The organism is Streptacidiphilus sp. MAP12-20, assembly GCF_041262525.1.
GTDB lineage: Bacteria > Actinomycetota > Actinomycetes > Streptomycetales > Streptomycetaceae > Streptacidiphilus.
Map to the genome: position 1 here is coordinate 85,375 of NZ_JBGCCK010000005.1, position 14,188 is coordinate 99,562.

Annotated in this window: 12 protein-coding genes; 5 read left to right on the forward strand and 7 right to left on the reverse strand. The window is 70.0% G+C overall.

Annotation, left to right across the window (positions count from 1 at the left end; translation table 11 throughout):
- Positions 1–52: 52 nt before the first annotated feature.
- The gene (locus ABIA32_RS08280) at positions 53–1,981 is read right to left on the reverse strand and encodes a long-chain fatty acid--CoA ligase (protein ID WP_370093252.1); all 1,929 of its coding nucleotides are present in this window, start codon (positions 1,979–1,981) and stop codon (positions 53–55) included.
- 417 nt (positions 1,982–2,398) lie between these two features.
- Here ABIA32_RS08280 and ABIA32_RS08285 point away from each other — a divergent pair, with 417 nt between their 5' ends.
- Both ABIA32_RS08285 and ABIA32_RS08290 read left to right on the forward strand, forming a co-directional pair.
- Positions 2,399–4,132 (forward strand): ABC transporter ATP-binding protein, encoded by a 1,734-nt coding sequence (locus tag ABIA32_RS08285; protein WP_370093253.1) that lies wholly within the window; start codon positions 2,399–2,401, stop codon positions 4,130–4,132.
- Positions 4,129–6,135 (forward strand): ABC transporter ATP-binding protein, encoded by a 2,007-nt coding sequence (locus ABIA32_RS08290; RefSeq protein ID WP_370093254.1) that lies wholly within the window; start codon positions 4,129–4,131, stop codon positions 6,133–6,135. Before ABIA32_RS08285 ends, ABIA32_RS08290 begins: the two co-directional genes overlap by 4 nt.
- Before the next feature lie 66 nt (positions 6,136–6,201).
- Here ABIA32_RS08290 and ABIA32_RS08295 read toward each other — a convergent pair whose 3' ends face one another.
- Entirely contained in the window at positions 6,202–6,387 is a 186-nt protein-coding gene (locus ABIA32_RS08295; RefSeq protein WP_370093255.1) for a hypothetical protein, read from the reverse strand.
- Positions 6,388–6,403: 16 nt separating this feature from the next.
- Positions 6,404–7,198: a helix-turn-helix domain-containing protein gene (locus ABIA32_RS08300; protein WP_370093257.1), complete on the reverse strand. Its 795-nt coding sequence runs from the start codon at positions 7,196–7,198 to the stop codon at positions 6,404–6,406.
- A 65-nt stretch (positions 7,199–7,263) separates the two neighbouring features.
- Here ABIA32_RS08300 and ABIA32_RS08305 point away from each other — a divergent pair, with 65 nt between their 5' ends.
- Positions 7,264–7,842, forward strand: a complete 579-nt coding sequence (locus ABIA32_RS08305) for a TIGR03086 family metal-binding protein (protein WP_370093258.1) — start codon at positions 7,264–7,266, stop codon at positions 7,840–7,842.
- Positions 7,843–7,868: 26 nt separating this feature from the next.
- Here the strand turns inward: ABIA32_RS08305 and ABIA32_RS08310 are convergent, their stop codons facing one another.
- Together ABIA32_RS08310 and lepA are read right to left on the reverse strand one after the other, a co-directional pair.
- On the reverse strand, positions 7,869–9,824 hold the full coding sequence (locus ABIA32_RS08310) for a protein kinase (RefSeq protein ID WP_370093259.1): 1,956 nt from the start codon (positions 9,822–9,824) through the stop codon (positions 7,869–7,871).
- A 161-nt stretch (positions 9,825–9,985) separates the two neighbouring features.
- Positions 9,986–11,860, reverse strand: coding sequence for a translation elongation factor 4 (gene lepA, locus ABIA32_RS08315; RefSeq protein WP_370093260.1), 1,875 nt, complete (start codon positions 11,858–11,860; stop codon positions 9,986–9,988).
- A 161-nt stretch (positions 11,861–12,021) separates the two neighbouring features.
- Here lepA and ABIA32_RS08320 point away from each other — a divergent pair, with 161 nt between their 5' ends.
- Complete coding sequence (locus ABIA32_RS08320; protein WP_370093261.1) at positions 12,022–12,321, forward strand: antibiotic biosynthesis monooxygenase; 300 nt, start codon at positions 12,022–12,024, stop codon at positions 12,319–12,321.
- 96 nt (positions 12,322–12,417) lie between these two features.
- Positions 12,418–12,684, forward strand: a complete 267-nt coding sequence (gene rpsT / locus ABIA32_RS08325) for a 30S ribosomal protein S20 (protein WP_370093262.1) — start codon at positions 12,418–12,420, stop codon at positions 12,682–12,684.
- Between the two features lie 186 nt (positions 12,685–12,870).
- On the opposite strand, the gene holA is transcribed toward rpsT, so the two are convergent.
- Positions 12,871–13,860, reverse strand: coding sequence for a DNA polymerase III subunit delta (gene holA, locus ABIA32_RS08330; RefSeq protein WP_370093263.1), 990 nt, complete (start codon positions 13,858–13,860; stop codon positions 12,871–12,873).
- Between the two features lie 55 nt (positions 13,861–13,915).
- Positions 13,916–14,179 carry a hypothetical protein gene (locus ABIA32_RS08335; protein WP_370093264.1) on the reverse strand — a complete coding sequence of 88 codons (264 nt, stop codon included), beginning with the start codon at positions 14,177–14,179 and terminating at the stop codon, positions 13,916–13,918.
- Positions 14,180–14,188 lie beyond the last annotated feature (9 nt).

Consider the following 14,188-nt stretch of genomic DNA (forward strand, 5'->3'; position numbering starts at 1 on the left):
TATCGCGGGTAGCGGGTATTCGGGGGTGGCGGGGCCCCGTCGGGCCTCCCCGTCACGCCTCCCGCGCGCCCGCGTACATCGCCTCGATCAGCTCCGCGTTCTCGCGCTCCACGACCGGGCGCTTGACCTTCAGGCTCGGGGTCAGCTCACCGTGCTCCACGTCCAGGTCGCGCGGCAGCACGGTGAACTTCTTGACCGTCTGCCAGCGCTGCAGCTGGCCGTTGAGCTGGTCGACGAAGCCGCCGATCAGCGTGTGGACCTCGGGCGAGGTGCAGACGTCCGCGTAGCTGCGGCCGGCCTGACCGTTTCCGCCGGCCCACTGCATGATGGCCGGCTCGTCCAGGGTGATCAGCGCCGTGCAGAAGTTGCGGCCGTTGCCGATGACCAGGATGTTGCTGACGAACGGGCAGACCGCCTTGAACCGGCCCTCGACCTCGCTCGGGGCGACGTACTTGCCGCCCGACGTCTTGAACATGTCCTTCTTGCGGTCGGTGATCCGCAGGAAGCCGTCCTTGTCCAGCTCACCGATGTCGCCGGTGTGGAACCAGCCGTCCTCCTCCAGCACCTCCGCCGTCTTCTCGGGCTGGTTGTGGTAGCCGCGCATGACGCCGGGGCCGCGCAGCAGGATCTCGCCGTCCTCCGCGATCCGCACCTCCGTGCCCGGCAGCGGGCGGCCGACCGTGCCCACCCGGTAGCTCTCGCCCGGGTTGACCGTCGAGCCCGCGCTGGTCTCGCTCAGCCCGTAGCCCTCCAGGATGTGGACGCCGGCACCGGAGAAGAAGTAGTTGATGTCGGGCGCCAGCGCCGCCGAGCCGGAGACGCAGGCACGCAGCCGACCGCCGAAGGCGGCACGGATCTTCGCGAAGACGAGCTTGTCCGCCACCGCGTGCTTGAGCTGCAGCGGCAGCGGGACGGTGCGCGAGCCGGTCGCGATCTCGTTCTTCTGCGCGGTCTCGGCGTACTCTCGGGCCACGCCCGCCGCCCACATGAAGATCTTGTACTTGGCGCCGCCCTCCGCCCGGGCCTTGCTGGCGATGCCGTTGTAGACCTTCTCGAAGATGCGCGGCGCGGCTGCCATGTACGTGGGCTGGACCAGCGGCAGGTTGGTGATGATCTTGTCGATCCGGCCGTCCACCGCGATCACCGAGGCCTGCTGGATGTGGCCGGAGGTGAGCGTCTTGCCGAAGACGTGGGAGAGCGGCAGCCACAGGTACTGCACGTCGTCCTCGCCCGTCAGCCCCAGCGAGGACTGTGCCGCGGCCTGGTAGGCCCAGCAGTCGTGGACCAGGCGGACGCCCTTCGGGCGGCCCGTCGTGCCGGAGGTGTAGATCAGGGTGGCGAGCTGCTCGCGCTTGATCGCGGCCACCGTCTTCGTCACCTCGTCCGGGTGCTCCTTGAGGTAAGCGGCGCCGCGCTCCTCCAGCTCGGCCAGCGAGAGGACCTCGATGCCGGCCGCCTCCGCGACACCCGCCGCGTCGCCCTCGGGCTTGCTGCCGTCGATGGTGACGATCGCCTTCAGCTCCGGCGTCTCGGGAGAGGCGGTGAGCATCTTGGCGAGCTGCTTCGCGTCCTCGACGATGATCGCCCGGCTGCCGGAGTCGGAGAGGATGTAGGCCGTCTCCTCGGCGTTGGTGCTCGGGTAGACGGCGGTGACGGCCGCGCCCGCGCACATGATGCCGAGGTCGGCGAGGATCCACTCGATCCTGGTGGAACAGGAGATGCCGACCCGCTGCTCGGGCTCGACCCCGAGGGTCATCAGTCCGGCCGCGATGTCCTGAACTCGCGCTGCAGCCTGACCCCAGGTCATCGGGCGCCACTGCTCGGCGCCTGGCCTGCTGTCCGCCGCGTGCTCGTCGACGGGCACGGGATAGCGGTAGGCCACCCGGTCCGGGGTGGCCGCCACGCGGGCCAGGAACAGCTGGGCCACAGACTCGGGGCGGTTGTCCAGCAGCGGTGCTGCGACGAGCGGCTTCAAGCTCACGGCTACCTCCGGGGCCCGCGCGGCCGGTGTGGGTCGGCCGACGGGCGAATGCAGTGCGGACGGCGGGGCGTACAAGCGGTGGGGCGTTCAAGCGGTGGGGCGGGCGCTTCAAGCGGTGGAGCGCTATTTAACTCGCGAGTAACTGGCGGGCAACGATCAGCGTAGGACGTTATGGCCTCGGACGTAAGGGGGAGAAGGTGACGCGGGTCACGTTACTTGCCGGTCGGCAAGTAAGCTCTCTAGTATGACGCGGCGACCTCGTCCAAATAAAGAGATGGCCCCTGCGACGGCCAACCGGGTACGGTGTACGCAGATGAATATCAGCAGCCTTCACGACAGCAGTACCGACAGCACCGGCACCGCCGACAGCACCACTCCTTCCGCATCCGCCCGCCGAGCCATCCTGAGAGACCCGTTGTGCTGATCCGACTCCTGCGCGCCCACCTGGGGCCCTACTCCAGGCCGATCACCGTGCTGGTCCTGCTCCAGCTGATCCAGACGATCGCGACCCTCTACCTTCCCACCCTCAACGCCGACATCATCGACAACGGCGTGGTCAAGGGCGACACCGGCTACATCCTGCAGACCGGTGGCATCATGATCGGGGTCACTGTCGCCCAGGTCATCTGCTCCATCGGAGCCGTCTACTTCGGCGCCAAGACCGCCATGGCGCTGGGTCGGGACATGCGCGCCTCGGTCTTCGACCGGGTGCAGTCCTTCTCCGCGCGCGAGGTCGGCCAGTTCGGCGCGCCGTCGCTGATCACGCGCAGCACCAACGACGTGCAGCAGGTCCAGATGCTGGTGCTGATGACCTTCACGCTGATGGTCTCCGCGCCGATCATGTGCGTCGGCGGCATCATCATGGCGCTCAACCAGGACGTGCAGCTCTCCACCCTGCTCATCGCGATCGTGCCGATCCTCGGCATCCTGATCGGCGTCATCGTCACCAGGATGCGCCCGCTGTTCCGTTCCATGCAGGAGCGGATCGACACCGTCAACCGCGTGCTGCGCGAGCAGATCAGCGGCCTGCGCGTGATCCGCGCCTTCGTGAAGGACACCCACGAGCGCGAGCGCTTCGGCGTCGCCAACGACGAGCTGACCGATGTCGGTCTGCGCGTCGGCCGGCTGATGGCGCTGATGTTCCCGCTGGTGATGATGGTCGTGAACCTCTCCAGCGTGGCCGTCATGTGGTTCGGTGCGAAGCGGATCGACAGCGGCGGCATGCAGATCGGCGCGCTGACGGCCTTCCTCAGCTACCTGATGCAGATCCTGATGTCGGTCATGATGGCCACCTTCATGTTCATGATGGTGCCGCGCGCCGAGGTCTGCGCCGAGCGCATCCAGGAGGTGCTGGACACCGACACCACGGTCGTTCCGCCCGCCTCCCCCGTGCGGGAGCTCTCCCGTCGTGGCTTCCTGGAGCTGCGCGGCGCCGACTTCCGCTACCCGGGCGCCGAGGCGTCCGTGCTGCGCGACGTCAGCTTCACCGCCCGGCCCGGCGAGACCACGGCGATCATTGGCTCCACGGGTTCCGGCAAGACGACCCTGCTCAGCCTGATCCCCCGGCTCTCCGACGCGACCGACGGCTCGGTCCTCGTCGACGGTGTCGACGTGCGCGAGCTGGACCCGGTGCTGTTGGCGAAGACGGTCGGCCTGGTCCCGCAGAAGCCCTACCTCTTCTCCGGCACCGTGGCCACCAACCTTCGCTACGGCAACCCCGACGCGACCGACGACGAGCTCTGGCAGGCGCTGGAGACCGCGCAGGCCAAGGACTTCGTCAGCGAGCTGACCGACGGCCTGAACGCGCCGATCGCCCAGGGCGGCACCAACGTCTCCGGCGGCCAGCGGCAGCGCCTCGCGATCGCCCGCGCGCTGGTCCGCAAGCCGGAGATCTACCTCTTCGACGACTCCTTCTCCGCGCTCGACTACGCGACGGACGCGCGCCTGCGCGCCGCGCTGTCGCAGGAGACGGCGGACGCCACGGTCGTCATCGTGGCCCAGCGCGTCAGCACCATCCGCGACGCGGACCGGATCATCGTCCTTGACGAGGGCCTGGTCGTCGGTGAGGGCACGCACCACGAACTGATGGACGACAACGAGACCTACCGGGAGATCGTGCTCTCCCAGCTCACCGAGGAGGAGGCGGCATGAGTTCCGGCGGCGACGAAGCGAAGGCGGCAGCAAGCCGCCGCCCCGGTGCGGCGGTCGGACCGGCCCGCTGGATGGGCGCGCAGCCCACCGAGAAGTCGATGAACTTCAAGGAGTCCGGCAAGCGCCTGCTCGGCCGACTCCGGCCCGAACGCCCGCTGATCGCGGGGGTGCTGGCGCTGGCCACGGTCAGCGTGACGCTCTCGGTCATCGGCCCGAAGATCCTCGGCCACGCGACGGACCTGATCCTCGGCGGCGTCTTCGGCAAGAAGCTTCCGGCCGGAACCGACCCGAGCCATCTCAAGCTCAACCACGACCAGCAGCAGATGCTGTCGTCGATCCACTTCACCCCCGGCAAGGGCATCGACTTCGGCGCGGTCGGCACGGTCCTGCTCTGGGTCGCGGTGATCTACGCCTTCGCCGGTCTCTGCGGCATCGTGCAGGCGCGGCTGGCCAACGTCGCGGTCCAGCGCGCGGCCAACCGGCTGCGCGGCGACGTCGAGGACAAGCTGTCCCGGCTGCCGCTGAGCTACTACGACAAGCAGCCGCGCGGCGAGGTGCTGAGCCGGGTCACCAACGACATCGACAACATCGCCCAGACGCTGCAGCAGACCATGTCCCAGATCATCACCTCGCTGCTGACCGTGGTCGGCGTGCTGTCGATGATGTTCTACATCTCCTGGCTGCTGGCGCTCATCGCGCTGGTCTCGATCCCGGCCTCGGCCGTCATCGCGGCGAAGGTCGGCAAGCGCGCGCAGCCGCAGTTCGTGCAGCAGTGGAAGTCCACCGGCAAGCTGAACGCCCACATCGAGGAGATGTACAGCGGCCACGCGCTGGTCAAGGTGTTCGGCCGGCAGGAGGAGGCGGCGCAGCAGTTCCGCGCCGAGAACGACAAGCTCTACGCCAGCAGCTTCAGGGCGCAGTTCATCTCGGGCCTGATCCAGCCGTGCATGATGTTCATCGGGAACCTCAACTACGTGCTGGTGGCCGTGGTCGGCGGTCTGCGGGTCGCCTCCGGCGCGCTGTCGATCGGTGACGTGCAGGCGTTCATCCAGTACTCCCGGCAGTTCAGCCAGCCGCTGACCCAGGTTGCCTCGATGGCCAACCTGGTGCAGTCCGGCGTCGCCTCGGCCGAGCGGGTGTTCGATCTCCTGGACGCGCCTGAGCAGTCGGCGGAGCCGGAGCACCCGACGCGCCCGGCGCGCGTCGAGGGCCGGGTCGCGTTCGAGCACGTGGCCTTCCGCTACGACCCGGAGAAGCCGCTCATCGAGGACCTCTCGCTGACGGCCGAACCCGGCCACACGGTCGCCATCGTCGGACCGACGGGCGCGGGCAAGACCACGCTGGTCAACCTGCTGATGCGGTTCTACGAGCCGACGGCCGGGCGGATCGTGCTGGACGGCGTCGACGTCGCGGCGATGAACCGGGAGGAGCTGCGCGCCAACATCGGCATGGTGCTCCAGGACACCTGGCTCTTCGGCGGCACGATCGCGGAGAACATCGCCTACGGGTCAGAAGGGGGGGCGGCGCGCAGCGCCTCGGACAAAGGTGGTGGCGGGCGACGGGTGGGCGCGACGCGCGAGCAGATCGTGGCGGCGGCCAGGGCCGCGCACGTCGACCGGTTCGTGCGGACGCTGCCGGAGGGCTACGACACCGTCATCGACGACGAGGGCACCGGCGTCAGCGCGGGCGAGAAGCAGCTGATCACCATCGCGCGGGCGTTCCTGTCGGAGCCGTCGATCCTGGTCCTCGACGAGGCGACGAGCTCGGTCGACACCCGCACCGAGGTGCTGATCCAGCGCGCGATGGCCAAGCTGCGCACCGGCCGCACGGCTTTCGTGATCGCGCACCGGCTCTCCACGATCCGCGACGCGGACACCATTCTGGTGATGGAGGACGGCGCGATCGTGGAACAGGGCGACCACGCCTCGCTGCTGGAGCAGGGCGGCGCGTACGCGCGGCTCTACCAGGCGCAGTTCGCGCAGGCGGTCGCCGAGGTGGACTGACGCCCGGACGACGGCAGGGAGGGGGGTGGGTGCTTCGTCGAAGCGCCCACCCCCCTCCCGTTGCCGCTACCGCACGCTGACGACGGGGCTCGGGGACGGCGGCGAGGGCGTCGGGTCGTGGTGGGTGCCCTGGGTGAGCATCCAGGCGACGGCTGCTCCCGCGATGAGCATGCCGCCGGCTCCGGCGAGCCGGGGGTCGAGCAGGGGGTTGCGCGGGACCGCAGGGTCCTTGTCGTCCTTCGCTGCCGCCACCCGTCCAGGCTAGTGTTCAGCCGCCGCGGACGTAACGGGTCGGCGGGACGCCGACGACGGCGGTGAAGTCCCGGGTCAGGTGGGCCTGGTCAGCGTAGCCGAGGTCAGCGGCGAGGGCGGCCCAGTCGACCGCGCCGCTGTCCGCGCGCTGCGCGGCCTCCTGCAGGCGGGCCCGTCGCAGTACCCACTTCGGCGAGACGCCGACGTACTCCGCGAACAGCCGTTGCAGGGTGCGCGGCGAGAGGTCGAAGCGGGCCGCGACCTGCTCGACGCGGAGCAGCATGTGATCCGCCGTCATGACCTGCACGATCTCGGCGATCTGCGCGGCGAGGGGATCGGCGTCCGGCGTCGGCAGGAACGCCTCGACCAGCCGGACCATCTCGCTCGTGTCCTCACACGCCAGGACCTCGCCGTTCAGCGCGTCGACGCCGGGGCCGAAGAAGCGCGCGGCGGGCAGGACCTGGTCCGTGAGCTCCTGCACCGGGCCCGCCGTGAAACCCCGGAAGCCGCCGGGCAGGAACTTGACCCCGTGCACCTGACCGGCGTCGACCAGCCGGCGCGTGTAGACGCCGCGGTTCACGCCGTAGAGGAGCGGCCCGGGTTCTTCGAAGACCAGGTGGACGCTCGGGTGCGAGAGCACCTGCTGCTCGTACGGCGGCCTGCCGGTCACGTCCCAGCAGACGATCCAGTGGTACTCGACGAAGGGCGCGAGCGCGGGGCCGGGCGGAACAGGCGTGACCGTGAACAGTCCCGCTCCCTGCTCCGGACGCAGCACCCCGCGGGGGCCCTCGCCGCCTGCCGACCTCTCCATGCTCGCAGCCTAACTGTCGCGTTTCTTCAAGACCGGCAGCGACCTGGGCGCCTACCGTCGTGCTCATGAACGAGCTGCCTGAACTGCACGAACGACTGAGCACCGTCGCCGCAGAGACCGTCCGCGTCGTGCGCGGCATCGACCCGTCCGCCCTGGACGCGGCGACCCCCTCCGCGGAGTGGGACCTGCGCGCCGTGGTGAACCACCTGACCCTCTGGACCGCGCACAGCTTCGCGCTGCGCGCGGAGGGCGCGTCCGTCCCGGCCGACTGGTACGAGCGCGACTTCACGGCCGAGCCCGGCTGGGGCGAGGCCTACGCCGTCCAGGTCGACAAGGCGCTCGCCGCCTGGTCGGACCCATCGGTGTGGGAGCGGGAGATGCCGATGGGCGACTCCGCCGTCCCGGCGACGGCGATCGCCGGGATGATCCTGCTGGAGTTCGCCCTCCACGGCTGGGAGGCAGCGGAGGGCTCGGGTCAGACCTACACCCTCCCGGAGCCGGCCGCGGCGGCGGTGCTGGGACAGGTGGAGCAGTGGGCGGAGATGTTCCGCCAGTACGACGGCTTCGCGGAGGCGGTGCCGATCGGCGACGACGCGGGCGCCTTCGCCCGTGCGTTGGCCCTCTCGGGACGCAGGCCGCGCTAGCGGTCGCGGCCTCGGTCAGCACCCTCCTAACAGTTGCTGGTGCTGCGCAGGGCCGGCCAGGTGTTCGGGCCGACTCCGCCGTCAGCGCTGAGGCCCATACAGCTCTGGAACGCCTCCACGGCCTTCGCCGTGCCGTCGCCGAACTGCCCGTCCATCCCGCCGACGGGGGCCAGGATGGCCTGGTACTTCGAGCCGCGGTACCAGAGCAGGCACTGCACCTCCTTGTTGGCGGCGGTGTTGGAGTTGTGGGGCGCGTACTTGTCGGTCTCCTCGCTGCCGGAGTAGTAGGTGCAGTTCTGGATCCAGGCCGGCGGGGGCGGAGGGGGCGGCGGAGCCGAACTGTGCGTCGCGGCGGGCGTGGACTGCTGCGGCGCGGGGGTGCCCGGCGTGGTCGCGGGAACGCCGCCGGGTTGGCCGCCGGGCTGGGCGGAGCTGCCGCCCGCCGGGGTTGTCCCCGGCTGGGCCGCCGTGGAGCGGGAGGCGCTCGCGGAGGGCACCGCCGACGTCCCGGCGTTCGAGGGTGCCCCCGATCCGGAGGCGGAGGCGGAGGCGCTCGCGCTCGCCGGAGCCCCGTCCACGCTGCCGCCGGTGCCCTGCTGCTGGGCCACGGTGTGCGGGTCGGCGGGCTTGCTCCCGCCCGTCAGCGCGATCGTCGTGCCCGTGAGCGCGGCCACCGCGATGACCGCCGCGACGGCGAGCAGGACGCCGCGGCTGCTGCGGCGTCGCTCCTCCGGCTGCGCCGGGGTCAGGCCGGGCGCGACGGAGAGGTAGCCGGGCAGCACGGGAGACGGCGACGGTACGGCCGTAGGCTCCGGCATGGCCGGGACGGTCGGCGGGGTCGGCCGTCCCTGCGCGAACGCGGTCGGTGGAGTGGGCGGCACGGCAGGTGTGGGGGCGCCGGCCACCGGGGCGCCGGAAGCCGACGCACCCGCGACAGCCGCGCCGCCTGCGCCACGGCCCAGCAGGATCGTGCCGTCGTCGGCCACCGGCGCCTCGGTCGTGGGCAGCGGCAGGCCCTGAACGGCGGTCGCCACCTCCACGCGGCTCATGATCGCCGCGCTCAACTCCGCCGACCAGGGCGCGGCCACCTGCCGGGGCGCCGCGCGGTCGATGACGTCCTGGGCGGTGGGGCGGGCGTCCGCGTTCTTGTCCAGGCAGGCGCGCACCAGTTCCGCCAGCGTGGGGTCGACCACCTCGATCTCGCCGAGCACCGCCTCCTTCGGTTCCTCGAAGGCGACCCGGTGCAGCACGTCGACGGTCGTCCCGTCGCCGAAGGGGCCGTGACCGGTGAGCGCGAAGGCGATGACCGAGCCGAGGGCGAACAGGTCGGACGAGCTGGCGACCACCTGGCCGCGCACCTGCTCCGGGGACATGTAGGCCGGAGTGCCCACCTGCTGGCCCGTGGTGGTGATGGAGCTGGTGTCCGCGGCCTGGGAGATGCCGAAGTCGATGACGCGGCAACCGGCCGGTCCCAGAATGACGTTGGACGGCTTGATGTCGCGGTGGACCACGCCGACCCGCTCCATCGCCGAGACCGCCTGGGCGAGTTCGAGTGCCAGGCGCCATGCCGCCGTCGCGCCCACCGGACCGGACGTGGCCACGGCCTCGGAAAGGCTGGGGCCAGGTATGTACTCCGTTGCCATCCAGAGCAGGTCGCCGTCGTAGCCGCTGCCGAGCAGCACCGCGGCCTGCTCGCCGCGCACGCGTCCAAGGGCGGACGACTCGCGCTCGAAGCGCCGCCGGAAGCCCTCGTCCTCCGCGTACTCCGGCCGGATCACCTTGACTGCGGCCAGGCCTGACGCGCCGTCCACCGGACGCCCGAGGTAGATCCGTCCCATTCCGCCGCCGCCGAGAAGCGCGAGCACCCGGTACGGGCCGACCTGGCGCGGGTCCATCGCGCGCAGCGGGGACGCGCCGAGGCGGTCGAGTCCCGTCGAGCCGAAGAGTCTGGGATCTGCGAACACGTCGTTCTGCTCGGTCATTTCGGCGGGCCCCCGGTTGGCAGAGCGGTCAGAAGGTCGGTCAAATGCGGTCACACAGGCACCGGGAGATTACCGCAATCACCTAGCGATCGGACAAAATGCGAGACCCCCACACGTCTGAGCGTGCGGGGGTCTCGATCTGTCCGTTGCTGCCGGGCGGGCTACTTCTTCTTCTCGCCCGCCGGGCCCTCGGCGTCCGTGGACAGCGCGGCGATGAAGGCCTCCTGCGGGACCTCCACGCGGCCGACCATCTTCATCCGCTTCTTGCCTTCCTTCTGCTTCTCCAGCAGCTTCCGCTTACGGGAGATGTCACCGCCGTAGCACTTGGCCAGCACGTCCTTGCGGATCGCGCGGACCGTCTCACGGGCGATGACGCGCGAGCCGATGGCGGCCTGGATCGGCACCTCGAACTGCTGGCGCGGGATCAGCTTCTGCAGCTTGCCGGCCATCATCACGCCGTAGTTGTAGGCCTTGTCGCGGTGCACGATCGCCGAGAAGGCGTCGACCTGCTCGCCCTGGAGGAGGATGTCCACGCGGACCAGGTTCGCGCTCTGCTCGTCGATGGGCTCGTAGTCCAGCGAGGCGTAACCGCGGGTCTTGGACTTCAGCTGGTCGAAGAAGTCGAAGACGATCTCGGCCAGCGGCAGGTTGTAGCGGATCTCGACACGGTCCTCGGAGAGGTAGTCCATGCCCTGGAGCGCGCCGCGTCGTTGCTGGCAGAGCTCCATGATCGCGCCGACGAACTCGTTCGGGGCGAGGATCGTGCCGCGCACGATCGGCTCGTACACCTCAGCGATCTTGCCGCTGGGGAACTCGCTCGGGTTGGTGACGACGTGCTCGCTGCCGTCCTCCATGACGACGCGGTAGACCACGTTGGGGGCGGTGGAGATCAGGTCGAGGTTGAACTCACGCTCCAGCCGCTCCCGGATGATCTCCAGGTGGAGCAGGCCGAGGAAGCCACAGCGGTAGCCGAAGCCGAGCGCGACCGAGGTCTCCGGCTCGTAGACGAGCGCGGCGTCGTTGAGGCGCAGCTTGTCGAGGGCGTCGCGCAGCAGCGGGTAGTCCGAGCCGTCCAGCGGGTAGAGGCCCGAGAAGACCATCGGCTTCGGGTCCTTGTATCCGCCCAGCGCCTCGGTGGCGCCCTTGTGCATCGAGGTGATCGTGTCACCGACGCGGGACTGCCGGACGTCCTTGACGCCGGTGATCAGGTAGCCCACCTCGCCGACGCCGAGACCCTTGGACGGGATCGGCTCGGGCGAGATGACGCCGATCTCCAGCAGCTCGTGGGTGGCGCCGGTCGACATCATCTGGATGCGCTCGCGCTTGTTGAGCTGACCGTCGATGACTCGGACGTAGGTGACCACGCCGCGGTACGCGTCGTAGACGGAGTCGAAGATCATCGCGCGGGCCGGGGCGTCCTTGACGCCGACCGGGGCCGGGACCCGCTCGACGACCGCGTCGAGGATCTCCTCGACGCCGAGACCGGTCTTGGCGCTGGCGCGCAGCACCTCGCTCGGGTCGCAGCCGATGATGTGGGCGATCTCGTCCGCGTACTTGTCCGGCTGGGCGGCCGGGAGGTCGATCTTGTTCAGCACCGGGATGATCGTGAGGTCGTTCTCCAGCGCCAGGTAGAGGTTGGCGAGGGTCTGCGCCTCGATGCCCTGGGCGGCGTCGACGATCAGCAGGGTGCCCTCGCACGCGGCGAGGGAGCGGGAGACCTCATAGGTGAAGTCGACGTGGCCCGGCGTGTCGATCATGTTCAGAATGTGCGTCGTGCCGACGTCGGCGCCCGTGCGCGGAGCCCAGGGCAGACGGACCGCCTGCGACTTGATGGTGATGCCGCGCTCGCGCTCGATGTCCATCCGGTCCAGGTACTGGGCGCGCATCTGCCGGGGGTCGACCACGCCGGTGATCTGCAGCATCCGGTCGGCAAGCGTGGACTTGCCGTGGTCGATGTGGGCGATGATGCAGAAGTTGCGAATCAGCGCCGGGTCGGTGCTGGCGGGCTCCGGAACGTTGACGGGGATGGCGGACACGCAGGATCCAGTTCTTCTGATCGGCCGGGGGACTCGGTCGCGGTGAGGTGGTCGGGGTCAGGGTCGTTCGAGTATCAGTTGCGACGAGGCTCGTCGCAGGCCTGACTTCGTCAATCCGTCCTATGGTCCCATGGCCCGGCGCTGGTGCAGAATCCTGGGCCATGATCATGGAATCCGCGCTGCTCGACGTCCGCCCCGGCCAGGAGGACGCCTTCCTCGCCGCCTTCACCGAGGCCCGCCCGCTGATCGCAGTGCAGGCGGGCTTCCGCTCGGTGGAGCTGCGCAGGGGACTCGACGAGGGCAACCGTTCGCGTTTCCTGCTGCTGGTGGAGTGGGAGCGGCTGGAGGACCACAGCGAGGGCTTCCGCAGGTCCGCCGAGTACGAGAAGTGGCGGGCACTGCTCCACCACTTCTACGAGCCCTTCCCCCTGGTCGAACACTTTGGCGAGTCGCTGGTCTGATATCGTGGGCCATTGTGTTTGTGCTGTGCCATGCCCTCTAACCTGGCTCGGCGCGAGCACGGTCCCAGAAGAATCAACTCAGACTGAGGCTCATTCGTGGCGAACATCAAGTCCCAGATCAAGCGCATCAAGACCAACGAGAAGGCTCGTCAGCGCAACAAGGCTGTCAAGTCCTCCCTCAAGACCGCCATCCGCAAGACCCGTGAGGCTGTGGAGGCGGGCGACTTCGAGAAGGCCGGCGTCCTGGCCCGTGAGGCGTCCAAGGAGCTGGACAAGGCTGTCAGCAAGGGCGTCATCCACAAGAACCAGGCGGCCAACAAGAAGTCCGCGCTTGCCATCAAGGCTGCCGGCCCCAAGGCCTGATCTTTCTTGATCCCATGCTCGACCGGATGCGCTCCCTCTCAAGTGCCCCGGACGAGTCGCACAACCTGGCAGCCCACGCGGCCTGCGTTCGCCACGCGGGTGGGCTGCGGTAGCTGAAGCTGACGGAAGGGCCCCGCGATCCTCTTGGATCGCGGGGCCCTTCTGGTTGTCCGGCTCCTCGGAGTGTCAGCGCTGGTTCTGGGAGCGGGCGGCTCTGGCGACCGCCACCACGCACTGCTCCAGCGCATACGCCGGGTCGCCCGAGCCACCCTTGACCGCGGCGTCCGCCTCGGCGATCGCGCGCAGTGCGGTGGCGACGCCGTCGCCCGTCCAGCCGCGGACCTGTTGGCGGACGCGGTCCACCTTCCACGGCGGCATGCCGAGCTCGCGGGCCAGATCGGCCGGGCGCAGCGAACGGTCGGCGGTGGCCACGCGGCCGATCGCACGGACGCCGGAGGCGAGCGCGAAGACGATGCCGGTGGGCTTCTCCCCCACCGCGAGTGCCCAGCGCAGCTGGCCCAGCGCGTCGGCGGCGCGGCCGGCGACGGCGAGATCCGCGACCTGGAAGCCGGTCGACTCGGCCCGGCCGGTGTAGTAGCGGGCGACGACCGTCTCGTCGATCGTGCCCTCCGTGTCGGCGGAGAGCTGGCTGCAGGCGGAGGCGAGCTCGCGCAGGTCGCCGCCTACGGCGTCGAGCAGGGCGCGGCAGGCGTCCTCGCTGGCGGAGCGCCCGGCGGAGCGGAACTCCGCCTTGACGAAGGCGAGCTTCTCGGCGGGCTTGGCCAGCTTCGGGCAGGCGACCTCGCGGGCCCCGGCCTTCTTGCCGGCGTCGAGCAGGCCCTTGCCCTTGACCCCTCCGGCGTGGACCAGGACGAGCGTGACATCGGGGGCCGGGTCCTCGATGTAGGCCTTGAGCTCCTTGACGACGTCCGCCCCGGTGTCCTGTGCGGCGCGGACGACGATGACCTTGCGCTCGGAGAAGAGCGAGGGGCTGGTCAGCTCGCTCAGCATGCCGGTCTGGAGCGTGCCGGGCTGGAGATCGCGCACGTCCGTGTCCGCGTCGACGGCCCGCGCGGCGGCGACGATCTGCGCCACGGCGCGGTCGAGCAGCAGCTCCTCCTGACCGACGATCAGGGTCAGCGGGGAGAGCAGGTCTTCGATCGGTTTCCTGGCCATTGCCCCTCACCCTATCCGGGCACACCGACACGCGGCCGCCGCCGGCCGGGATGGCCTAGCAGTCCTCGAGCCACCCGTCGTACTCGGCGGCCAGTGCGGTGAGGTCCGCAGTGGTGAGGGTGGCGGGCAGGGGTGGGGCGAGTACCACCAGCCACTGGGCGTCCTCGGCGTCGTCCTCCCCCGCGAGCGCCTCGCGGTGCAACTCGGGCTCCGGAAGGGTGGGGTGGCTCGCGGTGAGCTTCTCCGCGAGAGCCTCGGCGGCGTCGCGGTCGGGCAGCACCAGGACGTAGTGGTCGATCGGGTCACGCTCTGTGGTCACCCGCCCATT

Excerpts from the sequence above, each read along its gene's own strand:
- ABIA32_RS08290 (WP_370093254.1), top strand. The coding sequence starts at position 4,129 with ATGAGTTCCGGCGGCGACGAAGCGAAGGCGGCAGCAAGCCGCCGCCCC.
- ABIA32_RS08300 (WP_370093257.1), bottom strand. The coding sequence starts at position 7,198 with ATGGAGAGGTCGGCAGGCGGCGAGGGCCCCCGCGGGGTGCTGCGTCCG.
- ABIA32_RS08305 (WP_370093258.1), top strand. The coding sequence starts at position 7,264 with ATGAACGAGCTGCCTGAACTGCACGAACGACTGAGCACCGTCGCCGCA.
- ABIA32_RS08310 (WP_370093259.1), bottom strand. The coding sequence starts at position 9,824 with ATGACCGAGCAGAACGACGTGTTCGCAGATCCCAGACTCTTCGGCTCG.
- ABIA32_RS08320 (WP_370093261.1), top strand. The coding sequence starts at position 12,022 with ATGATCATGGAATCCGCGCTGCTCGACGTCCGCCCCGGCCAGGAGGAC.
- holA (WP_370093263.1), bottom strand. The coding sequence starts at position 13,860 with ATGGCCAGGAAACCGATCGAAGACCTGCTCTCCCCGCTGACCCTGATC.